The following is a 16082-nucleotide window of genomic DNA, read 5'->3' on the forward strand; positions in this document are numbered from 1 at the left end:
GCTTGAATAGCATTCTGATCGTAAACTTTAGATAGTAGCACCGGGAAGCTTTAATTTCGGTAGCGCTGCTTACAGCGTTAATGAAAACGGCACAACCCAAACAATTGCAGTTAATCATACAGGTGGAACCAATGTCTCCGCCTCTGTGAGTTACGGTACTGCTGACGGTAGCGCCACCGCTGGAAGTGATTACACTGCTACGTCGGGTACGTTAAACTTTCTCTCTGGCGAAACTAGCAAAATTTTCACTATTCCCATCACTCAGGACACCTTAGTAGAAGGGAATGAAACTGTCAATCTCAGTTTTACAAATGCCACAAATAATGCTAGTTTGGGAAATCAAAATACGGCGATTTTGACGCTCGTAGATACAACGCCAACTCCCACACCAACTCCCACACCAACTCCCACACCAACGCCTACAGGTACGCCCGCACCCGATCCAAACTGCATTGGCGATCGCATTGAACGACCAAACCTCGATCGACCAAATCCAGTCGATAATATTATCAACTGCCATTCTGGCATCCTAATTGGTACTTCCAAAAATGACGGTTATTTGGGCAGCAACAGTCCCAATATATTCGATGCCAAAGCAGGTAACGACAACCTAATTGGTGGCAACACCCCAGACATTTTCAAGGGCAATGAAGGCAAAAATTTCCTCAACGGAAAGCGTGGCAATGACTTCCTGATTGGCGGCCAAGGTAACGACCTGGTACTAGGCGGTGGAGGCGACGATATCATCTTCGGAAATAATGGGAACGATTCGATTAACGGTGAAGGTGGCAATTACTTCATTTATGGCAATGAAGGCGCCAACTTTATTGATGGGGGCAAAGGCAACGATATCCTCATCGGCGACCAAGATAACGATGTCATAGTCGGAAGTCAAGGCAATGATTCTATTTTCGGACAATCAGGAAATGACTCCCTGTGCGGCGATGCTGGCAATGATTTACTCGGTGGCAATGAGAATAATGATTTGATAGATGGCGGTGCTGGAAATGATACAATTTATGGGGTGGGAAACAACGACACTATCCTCGGTTGTACTGGCAAGGATTTATTGTTCGGAGATTTAGGAGAGGACAGCTTGATTGGCGGGATTGGTAATGACACGTTTGCGATCGCAAGTAATCTCGGACTTGATATTATTTCCGATTTTATTAAAGGCGAAAATGTGTGAGGATTGTCTCGCGGTTTGACTTTTAATCAATTGGAAATTAGTCAGAGTAATAACAATACTTTGATAAAAGTAAATAGAATTGCGATCGCCTCTTTAATTGGAGTCAACGCTTCGCTAATTGGTGTTAACGATTTCCGAACAGTTTAAGCACAGTAGTAGGGTGCATCTGAGATATTGCACCATTCTCAATAGGATTTTTATAGGCGGGCTAGGAGGGCCAACCCCACAATAAAATCTACTCTTTGTGGAACAGGCCATCCTAGCCTGTTCTTGAGAATGGTGCAAGATTTGCGTCAGCTCAATTCCGGTTGCACTCATACATGATTGTTGACTGTTGGCTGTTGGCGGTACGACCCTCAATCGAAAAACTGACGCGGTGATTGACTGTTAAATGTTGAGTCGATTTTATAATTTTGATGCTACCGGATTTGATATGAGGTGCGTCAGAACCTAGTTTCTCAATTATCGAGAAAATAACGCGAAATAATGACGCACCCTACAACAAATTTTAGCGGTTAAAATCCAATCCTAAACCTCCGATGCCCGCAACTGTCCGCAGGCTGCATCTGCTTCTAAGCCGCGAGAATACCGCACGCTAACTGCAATTTTCTTTTCCTTCAAAACCGATACAAAACTGTTAATTCGATTGGGAGTCGGTCGCTTATATTCAGCTTCCTGAATCGGATTGTAAGGAATCAAATTGACGTGACACTGAAAACCGCGCAAGTGAGTTGCTAACTCGGCTGCGTGTTCCGGCAAGTCATTCACACCTGCTAAAAGCACGTATTCAAAACTTAATCTGCGCCCCGTCGATCGCACATATTCCCGACATTCTGCGATTAACTCACCCAAAGGATAAGGGCGGGCGCTAGGAATTAACTCTTCGCGCAATCTTTGATTGGAAGCGTGGAGGCTGACGGCGAGGGTAACTTGCAGTTGATGTTCGGCTAGTTGGCTGATGCGATTGCGAATTCCTACTGTGGAAATGGTGATATTTCGCTGTCCAATTCCTACGTCTTGATTCAAACACTTGACAGCAGCTACAACATTATCGAAATTCAGCAGGGGTTCGCCCATTCCCATAAATACGATGTGGCTGACTCGGCGGCCGAAATCTTGCTGTACTGTCAAGACTTGATCGACGATTTCGTGTTTTTCTAAGTTGCGCTTGAAACCGCCTTTTCCGGTAGCGCAAAAGTCGCAGCCCATCGCGCAGCCAACTTGGGCTGAGACGCACACAGTCAGCCGTTTATCGGTGGGAATGCCCACTGTTTCAATGATTTGACCGTCTGCCAATTTTAAGAGATATTTTACGGTGGCGTCTGGTGTGACCGATCGATAGTGAATCGTCGATCGCCCGATCGGAATTTTAGCAACAGTCTCGCGCCACTGTTTCGAGAATACAGAAATATCAGAGATCGATCGCGCGCCTTTCTCATAAATCCACTGGTACAACTGCTTTCCGCGATAAGCCGGTTGTCCCTGCTGCTGCACCCACTCCGTTAACTCAGCTAAACTGGCCCCCAGCAAGGGCGGAATTTTACCCGACTCAACAGCCAAAGCAGCAGTCTTGCGAGACTGATTCGCACCCTTGGAATTACCAGAAGAGTACACCTGAGAAACGGAAGTAGGAGACATAGGTCATCAGAAAATTTAAAGCCACCCTCTATCTTAAAACTTCTCGACCAAAGCTGCCGTTAATCCTCCTGAAGGTACTTATGCAGAAGGCGGAATCTCGATCGCCCTCAATCCCCCTTAATCAGAGAGACTTTAAGAATAATCCGGTTCCCCCCTTTAAAAAAGGGGGTTAGGGGGCTCTTATTGTGGACTCACAAAGAAAACTCAAGACAGAAATCTGCACAATCAAGAATCCAGTTAATTTTTGGTAAAATTCCCCAAATATTGCGTGTAAATGACCGCAGCCACCTAAAATAAACTCTGGAGTTTGTTAAAGGGTATGCAAATTTGACAGCTTTCCATCACAATTAATGCAACTTTTATGGTGCTAAATATTCTTGCGCTGCCCTTAGCGTTTCAATTTACATCGCCCGGCCCAATTATCTTTCAACTTGGCCCCGTAGCCATCCGCTGGTACGGGCTGTTGATAGCTTCTGCCGTCTTGATTGGGGTCAGTCTGTCCCAATACTTGGCCCAAAAACGCCGCGTCAACCCGGAATTATTGGGTGATTTGGCAATTTGGCTGGTTCTGGGCGCTATTCCCTGCGCTCGAATTTATTACGTGGCTTTCGAGTGGCAGCAATACGCCCAGAGGCCTGAAGATATTATTGCGATTTGGAAAGGCGGAATTGCCATTCACGGGGCGATTTTGGGCGGCACGATCGCAGCTTTAATTTTTGCGAAAATCCAGCGAGTTTCTTTTTGGCAATTGGCAGATTTAATCGCGCCCTCGGCAATTCTCGGTCAGGCGATCGGACGCTGGGGAAATTTCTTTAACTCGGAAGCTTTTGGCAGTCCTACGGATTTGCCTTGGAAACTCTATATTCCGCCAAACAGCCGCCCGCCCGCCTACGCTAATTTTGAATACTTCCACCCCACATTTCTCTACGAATCTCTGTGGAATTTGACAGTATTTGGGTTGCTTCTGACTTTATTTTTCCGAGATTTGCAGGGCAAAATTCGCTTGAAAACTGGTGCTTTATTTTTGGTTTATATCGCAGCTTACAGTTCCGGTCGAGTCTGGATTGAAGGGTTGCGGACTGATAGTTTGATGTTGGGGCCGCTGCGGACGGCACAAATGGTAAGCTTGACTGGGATTGTTTTAGGCTTGGGTGGGTTAGCTTGGCTTTATTTGCTCGATCGACCTTTGCCCGATGTTGTCTCCCCAAATAGCGATCGGGCAAATATCACTCATAAATCCCCAGAGGATCAATAAAAAACCCCAGAGAGGTTAGTCTCTAGGGTTCAAAACCAGGGTGCATCTACCATCCCTTACTTCCAAGCAAAATAGGTGCATCCGGAAGAGTCCGTAAATTTAGCAAATTTTTTAGCAGCAATGAGTTTGACAGAGATTGAAGCCTTAATTCCAAGGGTATACATTGTAGGTGCAGGCCCGGGAGACCCGGATTTGTTGACTGTTAAGGCTCAAAAATTACTGGCTGCGGCTGATGTCATATTATTTGCGGATTCCTTAGTCCCAGAGCAAATTTTGCAGGGGGTGCGCGCGGATGCTGAAGTGATCCAAACTGCGGATAAGACCCTCGAAGAGATTGTACCTTTGATGGTGGAACGAGTGCGCGGCGGAAAAAGCGTCGTCCGCCTCCATTCGGGCGATCCCTGTCTCTACGGGGCTGTCGGCGAACAAATGCAAGCTTTGGCTTCCGAGGGAATTGCTTTTGAGGTAATCCCGGGAATTAGCGCTTTCCAACTTGCCGCAGCTAAACTTAAAATTGAGTTGACAGTCCCGGGAGTTGTGCAGACAATTATTTTGACGCGAATTAGCGGCAGAACAGAAGTACCGGAACGCGAAGAATTGGCGAGTTTAGCGGCTCATCAAGCGAGTTTGTGTCTGTATTTGAGCGCCCGCCATGTCGAACAAGCTCAAGCTAAATTGATGGAACATTACCCATCGGATTTACCTGTAGCGATTTGTTATCGGTTGGGCTGGCCGGATGAAAAAATTGTGCTTGTTCCCCTTGACAAAATGGCCGTTGCTACGCGCGAAAATAATTTGATCAGAACGACAATGTATGTGATTAGTCCGGCGTTGGGAAAATCAGCAGAAGCGCGATCGCGCTTGTACCATCCAGAGCACGATCGGCTTTTCCGAGCATCGAAGGAAGAAGGAAGAGGGAAGAAGGAGCAATTATGAAATAACCAATTACCAATTACCAATTCTCAATTCCCCAATCTAAAATCTAAAATCTAAAATCGCCATGACTGATTTAACTCGCAGACAATTTATCACTGTCACCGCATTAAGCGCCGGATTTGCCTTAGCAGTTCATCCTATTGCGGCTGCCGTTATCAATACCGATGCTGCTGGTTTAGTTGCAGGTGAGGTAAAAATTCCGGTAAAAGACGGCTCAATTCCAGCCTACAGAGCAATGCCAGCCAGCGGCAGCAATTTTCCAGTAATTTTAGTAATTCAAGAAATCTTCGGAGTTCACGCCCACCTTCAAGATATTTGTCGCCGTTTTGCAAAATTAGGTTATTTAGCGATCGCCCCAGAAATGTTTGCCCGTCAAGGTGATGTTTCTAAACTCACCGAGGTTCAAGAAATTATTAGTAAAGTTGTCTCGAAAGTTCCTGACGCTCAAGTTATGTCTGATTTAGATGCTACCGTAGAGTGGGCACAAAAGTCAGGAAAAGGCAATACTAATAAGTTGGGAATTACAGGATTTTGCTGGGGTGGCAGAATTGTTTGGCTCTACTCTTCCCACAACCCTAAAGTCACAGCGGGAGTTGCTTGGTACGGGCGTGTGGTGGGCAATTCTACGGATTTAACTCCCAAACAGCCAATAGACATTGCAGCAACTTTGAAAGTGCCCGTATTGGGTCTTTACGGTGGCAAAGACCAGTCAATTCCCAACGATACAGTCGAGAAAATGCAGGAAGTTCTCAAAACTGGCAGCAGCGGTTCCGAAATTGTGCTTTATCCAGATGCGCCGCACGGTTTTAACGCCGACTATCGCCCCACTTACCGGGAAAAAGAAGCTGAGGATGCTTGGAAACGGATGCAAGATTGGTTTAAAAAGTATGGAGTTTCTTAATAGTTGTGAGTTGTTAACTTTGACTTACAACAGGTGTCAAGTTTGGGATTGAAAAAGTCAATATTAGCGAATAGCCCTTAAGACAGGTAAGTTTGTGGGCCCAACATTGGTAAACTGGGCGGTGTAGAATTATCGATCGAACAGGTAAGCCCGTGCTAGACGAACAAGCTAAAAAGACCATCTTGCGGAAAATCCCTCACGGATTGTACATCTGCGGTGTCAAAGACGGGGAGGAAGTCAACGGTTTCACCGCTAGCTGGGTGATGCAATCTTCCTTTACCCCTCCCTTAGTTGTCAACTGCGTCAAGCAAGACTCCAAATCCCACGGCATGATCAAAGCCAGCGGTGTCTTTGCTTTGAGTTTCCTAGAAGCAGGGCAAAAAGAGTTAGCCCAGAAATTCTTCAAGCAGCAGCGCCGCGTTGGCAATAAATTTGAGGATGTAGAATTTTATCCCGGCGCGGAAACTGGTTGTCCGATTATCTCGGATTCTCTGGGTTACGTCGAGTGCAAAGTTGTCGGTGCTGTGGAACACGGGGATCACACGGTTTATGTGGGAGAAGTTGTGGCTGCAGGCGTCCACCGAGAAGGCAATCCGTTGCTGCTAGAAAGCACGGGTTGGAATTACGGCGGCTAAAGACTTGGCAGTTGGCAGTTGTTAGTAAAAAAAACTAACACTGAGAAACCCGGTTTCTTTAAAAGTCCGGGTTTCTGAATACTAAACAAATTTTTAAGTTGAATTAGAGCGACCTATTTATTACTTGCGAGAGTTAGGCGTCGCATAACTAATAAAAAATCGGCGACAATTCTGTCAGCGTTGTCTGGAGTTAAAATTGGTACGTGGACGAAAATACATTTAGCGGGTATTTGAGAATCGCAAATATGTTTTAAAACCGCATAATATAGGGCTTCGCATACAAATTTTCCGGCTTCGTGACTGATTTCTGTGGCAGCTAAATCAGCGACTAGCGGTTCCAGATTAACTGCGGTTTTCCGAATGTCGCTATCGCAACAAGCGCAAGATTCTACGGTTAATTTTTGCCTGCTTTCGGCCATGCCGCAGCAGATAATAGTATCGGGTTGGAGTTGGTTGATTTTGGCGATCGCTAAATTAGGTGCTAGCTGAAAATCTACTGGCAGTTTCCTCAAAAAAGTCAGGGAATTAGGCAAAGATTTGATTTGGGAAATCTTTGCTAATAAGTCGTCCGAAGAGTTGGATTGCTGATGGGGAAGCCAAGTATCAAATGAGGTTAGCAGGATTTTGGCCGTCATATTTGTGCAATAATACTGATATTGATAATATAAGGCAAGTAAGTCAATGTCTGTCATTGCAGTAGTAGACTATGACATGGGCAATCTGCACTCAGTCTGTAAAGGCTTGGAAAATGTGGGTGCAGTGCCAAAAATTACAGATTCCCCTGCTATAATCGAGCAGGCTGATGCGGTGGTTTTGCCGGGAGTTGGTTCGTTTGACCCGGCAATGCAGAATTTAAGATCGCGCAATTTGATAGAACCGATAAAAAGGGCGATCGCCTCGGGAAAACCTTTTTTAGGCATTTGTTTGGGTTTGCAAATTCTGTTTGAAAGTTCCGAAGAAGGTGTAGAACCGGGATTGGGCGTTATTGCGGGAAAAGTGCGCCGATTTCGCTCGGAACCGGGTTTGACAATTCCGCATATGGGATGGAATCAATTGGAACTTACTCAGCAGAATTTGCCACTGTGGCAAAATTTACCGTCTGATCCTTGGGTTTATTTCGTGCATTCTTATTATGTCGATCCTGTTGATTGGGAAGTGCGATCGGCAATGGTGACTCACGGTAGTCAAAATGTGACGGCTGCTATAGCTAAAGATAATCTGATGGCCGTGCAATTTCACCCGGAAAAGTCTTCGAGTACGGGATTGCAAATGCTGTCAAATTTTGTCAGTCTGGTAAGGGCAAAAGTACCGGCTTAGGTGGCATGAATCTTAAAAAACCCGGTATATTGCCGAAACCGGGTTTGACATTTTTAAAAGTCTTCTTCCTTCTTCCCTCTTCCTTCTTCCTTCTTCCTAAATGAGCCTGAGAATCTGTGGCAACCGCCAAATAAAAACTCTGCCGGGACTCGCAACTCGCCCTACACCTTCGCGAGTCAGAGAAGCTTTATTTAATATTTGGCAAGGGACGATCGCAGATTGCAGATGGCTTGACATTTGTACCGGCAGCGGTTCGATGGGTGCAGAAGCTTTGTGTCGTCAAGCCGCGAGTGTCACTGGCATCGAACAGTCGGCGAAAGCTTGTGCGATTATCCGCGAAAACTGGGAGCAAGTAGCAGACTCGTCCCAAACATTCCAAATACTGCGGGGAAACGCGACGGCGAAGTTGGCAACACTAGCGGGGCAGCAGTTCGATCGCATTTACTTCGATCCGCCCTACGCCAGTGACTTGTACGAACCTGTGTTAAACACGATCGCCAGCCAAGAAATGCTAGCACCAAACGGCGAAATCGCGATCGAGCACAGCCCGGATCGATCGGCACAAGCGATTTCCGGCCTAGAAATTTGCCGCCACAAAGTATACGGCAATACAGCATTAACCTTCTACACACGCAGTTGCTGACAGGCTCAAACAGCAGCAGCGTCACTACTCGACGCAAAAAGAAACCGGGTTTCATGGCGTTGGCGCGCCCGGGACTCCAAGTTTTTCCCTTGGGTACAATACAAATTTTTCCGATGAAGTTAAGCTTTGTGCGTAGGTTGTCAAAGCAAGTTGCTTAAGCAATCGACGAAATAAATGGAGTTTACGCTGAAAATAAAGACTTTCAGTTGTAACATGAACCCAAAGTGTGAGTGTGAATATTCCTAAAGGAGTGAATATGGTTCAGACACCTTCGCGCCCTCGTGGCAGCGAGTTTCCGGCTGTTAACTCGGTACAGCCAGCCAAACTGGATACGATTCTGCTGGGAAATAGCCTCTCCCTGCCAAATACCAAACTCTTCGGCACAGACGGCATTCGCGGGAAAGTTGGAGAATTGCTGAATGCACCCCTAGCCCTGCAAGTGGGCTTCTGGGCTGGACAAGTTCTACGGCAACATTCCCCCAACCAGGGGCCTGTGATTTTGGGGCAAGACAGCAGGAATTCCAGCGATATGCTGGCAATGGCTCTGTCAGCAGGTTTGACGGCCGCAGGTTTGGAAGTGTGGAATTTGGGATTGTGTCCCACTCCCTGCGTTGCTTACCTGGCAAGCGTTTCGGAGTCTGTCGGCGGAGTGATGATTTCGGCTTCTCACAATCCCCCAGAAGACAACGGCATTAAATTTTTTGGCTCAAACGGCTCGAAGCTGTCGCAGCAGTTGCAGGAACAAATCGAAGCGGGAATCCGGGGGGCAAAGGTTCCGGTTGCTAGCTTGGGTTGGGGACACCACTACCATCGCTCTGAGTTGGTGAAAGATTATGCCACTTCGCTCTGTGATTCGCTGCAACAGATGAATTTGGAGGGAATGCGGATAGTTTTGGATCTGGCTTGGGGGGCGGCTGCGGGTTTGGGGCCGCAGGTGTTCGCGCAAATGGGGGCGGATGTGATCTGTTTGCACGACTCTCCGGATGGCGATCGTATTAATGTTAACTGCGGTTCTACTCATCTCGACAGTTTGCAAGCGGCAGTTTTGGAACACAATGCTGATTTGGGATTTGCTTTTGACGGCGATGCCGATCGAGTTTTGTGTGTTGACAACCAAGGTCGAACGATTGACGGCGATTACATTCTTTATCTGTGGGGCCGACAGTTGCGCGACTCCCAACAGTTACCATCCAATTTAATTATTTCTACTGTAATGGCTAACCTCGGCTTCGAGCGAGCTTGGGAAGAATTGGGGGGCAAACTAACTAGAACCGACGTGGGAGATCAGTACGTTCACGCTGAAATGCAGCGCACTGGTGCAATGTTGGGCGGCGAACAGTCTGGACATATTCTTTGTCCGCATTACGGTGTCAGCGGCGACGGTTTGCTGACAGCTTTGCATTTGGCTTCGCTGGTGCGCCAGTCCGGGCAATCTTTGGCACAATTGGTAAGTGGCAGTTTCCAAACTTATCCGCAGTTGCTGCGAAATATTCGGGTGGACGATCGCGAAAAACGCCTGAAATGGCATGAGTGCGAGGCAATGCAAAAGGCGATCGAACGTGCTACAACTGCAATGGGAGAACAGGGACGGGTTTTGGTTCGCGCTTCTGGCACTGAACCGCTAATCCGAGTTATGGTGGAAGCTGCTAGCGCCGAATTGGCTAATTTCTGGACTGAAAATTTAGTTTTAGCGGTTCAGCAACACATAGCTATCTGATGGAAATGGGGAATTAATCTGAAGGAAGAAGGAAGAAGGAAGAAGGAAGAAGGAAGGAGGAAGGAGGAAGAAGGAAGAAGCCTCTAGATAAATATAGGGGCTATTGAAACCACTTTCTCATTCTTTATTACCTCTTGCTTATTCCCTCTCTCCTAAATAACTAAATCCTTCTTTCTTCATTTCCCCATTTCTGATTGTATGAACACCAAATCAATTCAAAATGGGCGGCTGCATCTAATTTCGTTAAATTTTTTAATTGTCGTCATATTAATAACGGGGATATGGTTTAGGTTTACTAACCTGGATCGCAAAGTCTACTCGTTCGACGAATCTATCACCTCGCTGCGAATTTCTGGCTACACTGGGACGGAAATGGTGCAGCAAGATTTTCAAGGCAAAACAATTAGCGTCGCAGATTTGCAGCGGAAATACCAGCAGATAAATCCCGAAAAAACTTGGTGGGATACTGTTAAAGGTTTAGCTACAGAAGAACCCCAACTATCGCCGTTGTATTTTATTTTAGCCAGGTTTTGGGTGCAGTTGTTCGGCCCGCAAGTGGCGACTGTCAGAAGTCTTTCAGCTTTGATTAGTTTGTTAGTTTTCCCCAGCATTTATTGGCTGTGCTGGGAATTATTTCGCTCTGCGTCTGTGGGATGGATGGCTGTTACAATTGTTGCTGTTTCACCCTTTCACGTCTTATACGCGCAAGAGGCAAGACCCTACATGATGTTTGCAGTCCTCGTCTTGCTGTCGAATGCAATTCTGCTGCGGGCGATCGCCCTACAAATTTCTCCCGCCATCTCTAAATTGAGCAAGGCTGTTTGGTTTATTTATGCGATCGCCCTGACTTTAGGACTGTATTGTAGTTTATTATTTTTTTTAGTAATATTCGCCCACGGCATCTATGTGATTATCAAGGAGAATTGGCGTTTTGGCAAGACATTAATTACTTATTTAGTAACTGCCGCGATAGCACTAATTCTTTTTGATCCTTGGATTTGGGTATTACTGGAGAACGCGCCAAAAATCGAAGCAACAGTAGGCTTGCCCCGCCTTTCCCTGTCTTTTATATCTTCACTTAAGCCTTTAATTTTCATCACCTGCCGAATGTTTATCGACACGCATTGGGCGGGCGGAATCATCAAATTGGCTTCGAGCAATATGACTACAGATTTAATCCGACTGATTGTAGTGGCCGTATTGCTGTTAGCGATCGCACATTCAATATACTCGCTCTGCCGCTCAACTCCCAAACGAGTTTGGCTGTTTCTATTGACAGCGATCGGAATTACAGCGATAGTATTGATAGCAGTGCGAGGCGTTGCCGATCGCTATCTGGTTCCCTATATTTTAGCAATCCAAATAGCTGTTGCCTATCTATTCACCGCTAAAATTGCAGTCGCCACCAATCCCCGTCAACAAAAACTGTGGCAGCTCGGTTTAATAGCGCTAATATCGAGTGGAATAGTTTCTTGTGGGGTCAGCTCACAGTCACAACTTTGGTGGAACAAATATCCTTCTAGCACTAAATATAATCCCCAAGTAGCCGCGATTGTCAATCAAGCGAAAAAACCTTTAGTAATCAGTCACGGAGGCAACAACCTCACAGGAAAAATACTGTCGGTCAGCTATCTCCTGAAGGCGCAAGTACAGCTTTTGCTGGCAGTTAAACCCGAACAAGTAAAAATTTCTGATGGTTTTAGCGATGTATTTCTCTACCGAGCTACAGAATCATTGCAATTTGAACTAGAAAAAGTGCAAAAATATAAAATCACACCAATTTACAAACCGGGTGATGTCTGGCTTTGGCGTGTAGAGAAATAAGGAAAGTGGCAACTGCACATGATGATTTCTGTTGTGATACCCACCTACAACCGCGAGCAACCTCTGCGAGAGACATTGGCTGATGCGCTTCGGCAAAATTACCCGAAGTTTGAAGTGTTGGTAATCGATCAAACTCGCACCCACGAGTCGGAAACTCAAGTTTATTTAGAGGAATTGGCAAATGCTGGCAAAATTCGGTGGTTTCGGGTAGATTGGGCAAGTTTGCCTGCCGCTCGAAATTATGCAGTGCGCCGCGCAGGTGGAGAGATTATTTTATTTATTGATGATGATGTACAATTGCCAGATGGTTTTTTGGCGGCTCACGCTGACAACTATTTAGAAAAACCGGATGTGGGATGTGTGGCGGGCCGGGTTTTTGACAGAATGAAACTGGATAATTCGGGAGGCGATTTGGCGATCGAATATTTGCCCTCAGAAGCGATGGATGCGGGCATTGCCTGGTATTTTATCGATTTGGTGCATACAGTAAAACCGCAGCAGGTGCTCTCGGCTAGAGGCTGCAATATGTCATTTCGCAGGCAGGTTTTTGCTGAATGGGGGCTGAGGTTTGACGAGCGGTTTGCAGGGAGTGCGGTGCGGGAGGAGTCGGATTTTTGTTTGAGATTGCGATCGACTGGCCTGAAAATTTGGTACGATCCCAATGCGTGTTTAGTTCACTTGGGGGAAGAGAGTGGCGGGTGTCACGATGTCAGCACGCGATCGATCGAATATCAAATCACATTTTATCACAATCACTTTCTAATGGGATTGAAAAATTTAACAGCTTTTCAATGCCTGCGATTTTTTGCCAAACTCTTTGACTGCCACGTTTTGGGAAATCCGCCTTGTTATAAAAGCCACTCGCCCATTAAAATTATAACTAGATTTGCTTTTTATATCTTGGGTTTTCTCAGTGCTATAAATACAGTAATTCAATCTCTGTGGAATGATGGACAAATTTACAGCCATCAAGACAACATTAACGCTCAATAATTCCCTATTCCTTCCCCCTTCCCCTAAATGAGAATTCTCGTTGCCAGTCACACCTATATTGTGGACATTAACCGGGAAAAATTCAAGATATTAGCCAACCTAGAACCCGATATTGAAGTAACAGTTGTAGTGCCGCAGCGTTGGAAACCCGGAGGGGTTCAAAATAAAATTATAGAAACGGAATTTTATCAAAAGGGTTCCTTTAAAGTAATTCCCGTGTCTAACTTTAGTCAAAACAATCAAGGATTGCTAACCTTTGGTTTTGATTTAATTAAAGTTTTGCAAAACTTTAGACCCCAGATAATCCAAGTTGAACAAGGTTCAAAATCCCTTGCTTGCGCTCAATTAATTTTATTAAATAAACTTCTCAAATTAAAAGCAAAAAATATACTATTTACTTGGTGGAATCTGCCTTATCAATTGAATTGGCCTGTTTCACTTTTAGAAAATTACAATCTTCAGCACACCGACGGAATTATTGCAGGCAACTTAGATGGGGCTAAAATTTTGCGGCAGCGGGGCTATCAAGGTGCGGTAAAAGTAATGCCACAACTCGGAGTAGATGAAACTTTGTTTCGCCGCACGGGTAAAGACGCTGATTTCTCGCGCAGGTTCGGCATTGAGCCGACCGATTTTGTGGTAGGATTTGTAGGGCGATTTGTAGAAGAAAAAGGACTGTTGACTTTAGCTGAAGCTTTGGCAGGGTTGAAAAAAATCCCTTGGAAGTGGCTGTTAGTAGGACAAGGAAAATTGCGAACGCGCCTCGCAGAAAAATGTATTGAATGGGGAATCAGCGATCGAATAATCTGGGTAGAAAGCGTTTCCCACGAAGAGATTCCCCCCTACATTAACTTAATGAACTGTTTGGTATTGCCCTCGCAAACGAGCTATAAATTCAAAACTTTGACCACTGTGGGCTGGAAAGAACAATTCGGTCACGTTTTAATTGAAGCGATGGCCTGTAAAATTCCGGTTATCGGTTCCGACTGCGGGGAAATTCCCCATGTCATCGGCGATGCGGGGTTAGTATTCCCGGAGGGAAATGCAGGGGTTTTGCGCGAGTGTTTGCAGCAATTGATGCAGCGGCGGCAGTTGGCTGCTGATTTGGGCGATCGGGGTTATCAGAGAGCGATGAGCAATTATACCAATCAAGCTTTAGCTGAGCAGTTGTTGGAATTTTACAAAGAATTGTTGTAACTTTTAGCAGTATAATGCAAGTGTTAAATAAAAGCTGTAGTAAATGTCTATTCCTTCCGACCTACGCTCTTTGGTTGACGAACTCTACCAGGTACTACACGAGACCGAACGCCAAGCCACCCAGGGACTTTTTGCACTTAGAAGAGCAATGTCTCTTTTTCCAGAAAATGAAATACTGATGCAATACTTTTCTTCGATCAGTAATTTTCAATTCTGCGTATCAGGTGTTCGCTTACAAGCAGAGCACATTGTGGGCAATGTATTGATGGCTAGTGTGCCCGATGAAGATGTTCAAAAAGCAGGAGATTATTTAGCAGCATTGCTACGTATGGCTCCTGAAGCGAGAATTATGATAGACCAAGTAATTGAGAGATTAGAAGCATTACCATGAAACAATTACCAGATGAAAGCCAACTCCTGGAAATCCTTGAAATTGTGAAAGCTGCGGAAGCCAAAGCCAGTGAAATGTATGAATTTTCCAAGACAATGGCTCACAATACCCAAATTACAGCGACAAAGAGAGAGGAAGCGGAACAGCTAGACGGGCAGCCTTTTCCAGATAATTAAATTTGTCATGGGAGATGTTGATATTTTGATTGAAAGAACTATCCCCCATGCGAATTCTCCAAATTATCCCCTCGATTTCCCTCGTCTACGGCGGGCCGAGTCAAATGGTACTCGGACTTTCGGACGCCCTCGCTTCGCGAGGTATTGAGCTCACAATTATCACCACAGATTCTAACGGAGATATCGGTCAACATCCCTTAGATGTCCCCTTAAATCAACCAATACAACAAAACGGCTATCAGATTATTTATTTCCGCTGTTATCCCTGGCGCAGATATAAATTTTCATTCTCGTTATTGCAGTGGTTGAATGAAAATGCGCGACAATTTGACCTGGCCCACATTCACGCTCTTTTCTCACCGGTAACTACCTTTGCTGCCACAATTGCTAGATATCGCCACTTACCGTATATTATCCGTCCCTGCGGTATGCTTGACCCCGCCGATTTGCAGAAAAAAAAGCGCTTAAAACAGATTTATGCAGCAGTTTTAGAACGCCCTAATTTAGCAGGTGCAGCCGCCATTCATTTCACAAGTAAAGAAGAGGCTAAAATCTCAGAAAGATTTGGTTTGAACTGCACAGGCAAGATGCCTGTGCCACGGGATTTGGACTTCCCAGGCAAGATGCCGGGGCCACTGGATCTGGTGATTCCATTGGGGGTGACAGCAGGTTTTTTTCCTAAGAGATTGCGAGAATCTCAAGTGCCAATCATCTTATTTATGTCGCGAATTGAACCTAAAAAAGGGCTTGACTTGCTAATTACAGCATTAGAAAGTATTTTGGCATCGGGAATAAATTTTAAGTTTATTTTAGCGGGTTCAAATCCCCAAGATGCTGGTTATGAAACAAGAATTAAAGTACAAATTCAGAATTCGATCTTAGCACAATATACAACAATAACTGGCTTTGTGAGCGGCGATTTAAAAAGTGAACTGTTGACAAACGCCGACTTATTTGTCTTGCCTTCTTATTACGAAAACTTTGGCATTGCTGTAGCAGAAGCGATGGCTGCGGGTGTACCTGTCGCCATTTCCGATCGCATACATATTGCGGAAGACATACAGCAAGCAGAAGCTGGTTGGGTGGGGCCTTTGGAAGTAGGGGCGATCGCCGATTCAATTAAATCTGCACTTCTGAATCCACAGGAACGCCAACGGCGGGGATTGAACGGCAAAGAGTATGCCAAAAAGCATTATAACTGGGATGCGATCGCCCAGCAAACCATCGATGCTTACCAGCAGATTTTGTCGTCTACTAACTAATGCCACAG

16 protein-coding genes are annotated in these 16082 nt (G+C 45.6%); 14 read left to right on the forward strand and 2 right to left on the reverse strand.

Translation table 11 applies throughout. From position 1 onward, the window contains the following. Window positions 1-31 precede the first annotated feature (31 nt). On the forward strand, window positions 32-1189 hold the full coding sequence (locus QUA71_RS00570) for a Calx-beta domain-containing protein (protein WP_333281255.1): 1158 nt from the start codon (window positions 32-34) through the stop codon (window positions 1187-1189). A 528-nt stretch (window positions 1190-1717) separates the two neighbouring features. Here the strand turns inward: QUA71_RS00570 and rlmN are convergent. After that, a complete protein-coding gene (gene rlmN, locus QUA71_RS00575; RefSeq protein ID WP_333280918.1) occupies window positions 1718-2827 on the reverse strand; it encodes a 23S rRNA (adenine(2503)-C(2))-methyltransferase RlmN in 1110 nt (369 codons plus the stop codon). Between the two features lie 361 nt (window positions 2828-3188). On the opposite strand from rlmN, the gene lgt reads away from it, so the two are divergent. From lgt to QUA71_RS00595, 4 genes are all read left to right on the forward strand, one after another. Continuing rightward, window positions 3189-4082, forward strand: coding sequence for a prolipoprotein diacylglyceryl transferase (gene lgt / locus QUA71_RS00580; RefSeq protein ID WP_006635166.1), 894 nt, complete (start codon window positions 3189-3191; stop codon window positions 4080-4082). Window positions 4083-4202: 120 nt separating this feature from the next. Further along, window positions 4203-5018 (forward strand): precorrin-4 C(11)-methyltransferase, encoded by an 816-nt coding sequence (gene cobM, locus QUA71_RS00585; protein ID WP_333280922.1) that lies wholly within the window; start codon window positions 4203-4205, stop codon window positions 5016-5018. Window positions 5019-5082: 64 nt separating this feature from the next. Then, window positions 5083-5919 (forward strand): dienelactone hydrolase family protein, encoded by an 837-nt coding sequence (locus tag QUA71_RS00590; RefSeq protein ID WP_333280925.1) that lies wholly within the window; start codon window positions 5083-5085, stop codon window positions 5917-5919. Between the two features lie 152 nt (window positions 5920-6071). Continuing rightward, window positions 6072-6554: a flavin reductase gene (locus tag QUA71_RS00595; RefSeq protein ID WP_190659726.1), complete on the forward strand. Its 483-nt coding sequence runs from the start codon at window positions 6072-6074 to the stop codon at window positions 6552-6554. 113 nt (window positions 6555-6667) lie between these two features. Here the strand turns inward: QUA71_RS00595 and QUA71_RS00600 are convergent, their stop codons facing one another. Beyond that, window positions 6668-7189, reverse strand: coding sequence for a pyroglutamyl-peptidase I family protein (locus QUA71_RS00600; RefSeq protein ID WP_333280928.1), 522 nt, complete (start codon window positions 7187-7189; stop codon window positions 6668-6670). A gap of 46 nt (window positions 7190-7235) precedes the next feature. On the opposite strand from QUA71_RS00600, the gene hisH reads away from it, so the two are divergent. From hisH to hpsP, 9 genes are all read left to right on the forward strand, one after another. After that, window positions 7236-7871, forward strand: a complete 636-nt coding sequence (gene hisH, locus QUA71_RS00605) for an imidazole glycerol phosphate synthase subunit HisH (RefSeq protein ID WP_333280931.1) — start codon at window positions 7236-7238, stop codon at window positions 7869-7871. 100 nt (window positions 7872-7971) lie between these two features. Beyond that, complete coding sequence (rsmD, locus tag QUA71_RS00610; RefSeq protein WP_333280934.1) at window positions 7972-8514, forward strand: 16S rRNA (guanine(966)-N(2))-methyltransferase RsmD; 543 nt, start codon at window positions 7972-7974, stop codon at window positions 8512-8514. Window positions 8515-8770: 256 nt separating this feature from the next. Beyond that, window positions 8771-10231, forward strand: coding sequence for a phosphoglucosamine mutase (glmM, locus tag QUA71_RS00615; RefSeq protein WP_333280937.1), 1461 nt, complete (start codon window positions 8771-8773; stop codon window positions 10229-10231). A gap of 198 nt (window positions 10232-10429) precedes the next feature. Beyond that, a complete protein-coding gene (locus tag QUA71_RS00620; protein ID WP_333280940.1) occupies window positions 10430-12055 on the forward strand; it encodes a glycosyltransferase family 39 protein in 1626 nt (541 codons plus the stop codon). An 18-nt stretch (window positions 12056-12073) separates the two neighbouring features. Beyond that, entirely contained in the window at window positions 12074-13048 is a 975-nt protein-coding gene (gene hpsN / locus QUA71_RS00625) for a hormogonium polysaccharide biosynthesis glycosyltransferase HpsN (RefSeq protein ID WP_333280943.1), read from the forward strand. A gap of 27 nt (window positions 13049-13075) precedes the next feature. Continuing rightward, complete coding sequence (gene hpsO, locus QUA71_RS00630; RefSeq protein WP_333280945.1) at window positions 13076-14245, forward strand: hormogonium polysaccharide biosynthesis glycosyltransferase HpsO; 1170 nt, start codon at window positions 13076-13078, stop codon at window positions 14243-14245. Window positions 14246-14288: 43 nt separating this feature from the next. Next, window positions 14289-14636 carry a hypothetical protein gene (locus tag QUA71_RS00635; protein WP_006635155.1) on the forward strand — a complete coding sequence of 116 codons (348 nt, stop codon included), beginning with the start codon at window positions 14289-14291 and terminating at the stop codon, window positions 14634-14636. After that, window positions 14633-14812 carry a hypothetical protein gene (locus QUA71_RS00640; protein ID WP_190738631.1) on the forward strand — a complete coding sequence of 60 codons (180 nt, stop codon included), beginning with the start codon at window positions 14633-14635 and terminating at the stop codon, window positions 14810-14812. Before QUA71_RS00635 ends, QUA71_RS00640 begins: the two co-directional genes overlap by 4 nt. Before the next feature lie 47 nt (window positions 14813-14859). Then, window positions 14860-16074 (forward strand): hormogonium polysaccharide biosynthesis glycosyltransferase HpsP, encoded by a 1215-nt coding sequence (gene hpsP, locus QUA71_RS00645; RefSeq protein WP_333280950.1) that lies wholly within the window; start codon window positions 14860-14862, stop codon window positions 16072-16074. Window positions 16075-16082: the final 8 nt, after the last annotated feature.

It is taken from the genome of Microcoleus sp. MON1_C5 (assembly GCF_036701875.1).
Lineage (GTDB): Bacteria > Cyanobacteriota > Cyanobacteriia > Cyanobacteriales > Microcoleaceae > Microcoleus.

What these genes read in the sequence shown, in the direction of transcription:
- rlmN (WP_333280918.1), bottom strand. Translation starts at nt 2,827, where the DNA reads ATGTCTCCTACTTCCGTTTCTCAGGTGTACTCTTCTGGTAATTCCAAG.
- lgt (WP_006635166.1), top strand. Translation starts at nt 3,189, where the DNA reads ATGGTGCTAAATATTCTTGCGCTGCCCTTAGCGTTTCAATTTACATCG.
- cobM (WP_333280922.1), top strand. Translation starts at nt 4,203, where the DNA reads ATGAGTTTGACAGAGATTGAAGCCTTAATTCCAAGGGTATACATTGTA.
- QUA71_RS00590 (WP_333280925.1), top strand. Translation starts at nt 5,083, where the DNA reads ATGACTGATTTAACTCGCAGACAATTTATCACTGTCACCGCATTAAGC.
- QUA71_RS00600 (WP_333280928.1), bottom strand. Translation starts at nt 7,189, where the DNA reads ATGACGGCCAAAATCCTGCTAACCTCATTTGATACTTGGCTTCCCCAT.
- hisH (WP_333280931.1), top strand. Translation starts at nt 7,236, where the DNA reads ATGTCTGTCATTGCAGTAGTAGACTATGACATGGGCAATCTGCACTCA.
- rsmD (WP_333280934.1), top strand. Translation starts at nt 7,972, where the DNA reads ATGAGCCTGAGAATCTGTGGCAACCGCCAAATAAAAACTCTGCCGGGA.
- glmM (WP_333280937.1), top strand. Translation starts at nt 8,771, where the DNA reads ATGGTTCAGACACCTTCGCGCCCTCGTGGCAGCGAGTTTCCGGCTGTT.
- QUA71_RS00620 (WP_333280940.1), top strand. Translation starts at nt 10,430, where the DNA reads ATGAACACCAAATCAATTCAAAATGGGCGGCTGCATCTAATTTCGTTA.
- hpsN (WP_333280943.1), top strand. Translation starts at nt 12,074, where the DNA reads ATGATGATTTCTGTTGTGATACCCACCTACAACCGCGAGCAACCTCTG.
- hpsO (WP_333280945.1), top strand. Translation starts at nt 13,076, where the DNA reads ATGAGAATTCTCGTTGCCAGTCACACCTATATTGTGGACATTAACCGG.
- QUA71_RS00635 (WP_006635155.1), top strand. Translation starts at nt 14,289, where the DNA reads ATGTCTATTCCTTCCGACCTACGCTCTTTGGTTGACGAACTCTACCAG.
- QUA71_RS00640 (WP_190738631.1), top strand. Translation starts at nt 14,633, where the DNA reads ATGAAACAATTACCAGATGAAAGCCAACTCCTGGAAATCCTTGAAATT.
- hpsP (WP_333280950.1), top strand. Translation starts at nt 14,860, where the DNA reads ATGCGAATTCTCCAAATTATCCCCTCGATTTCCCTCGTCTACGGCGGG.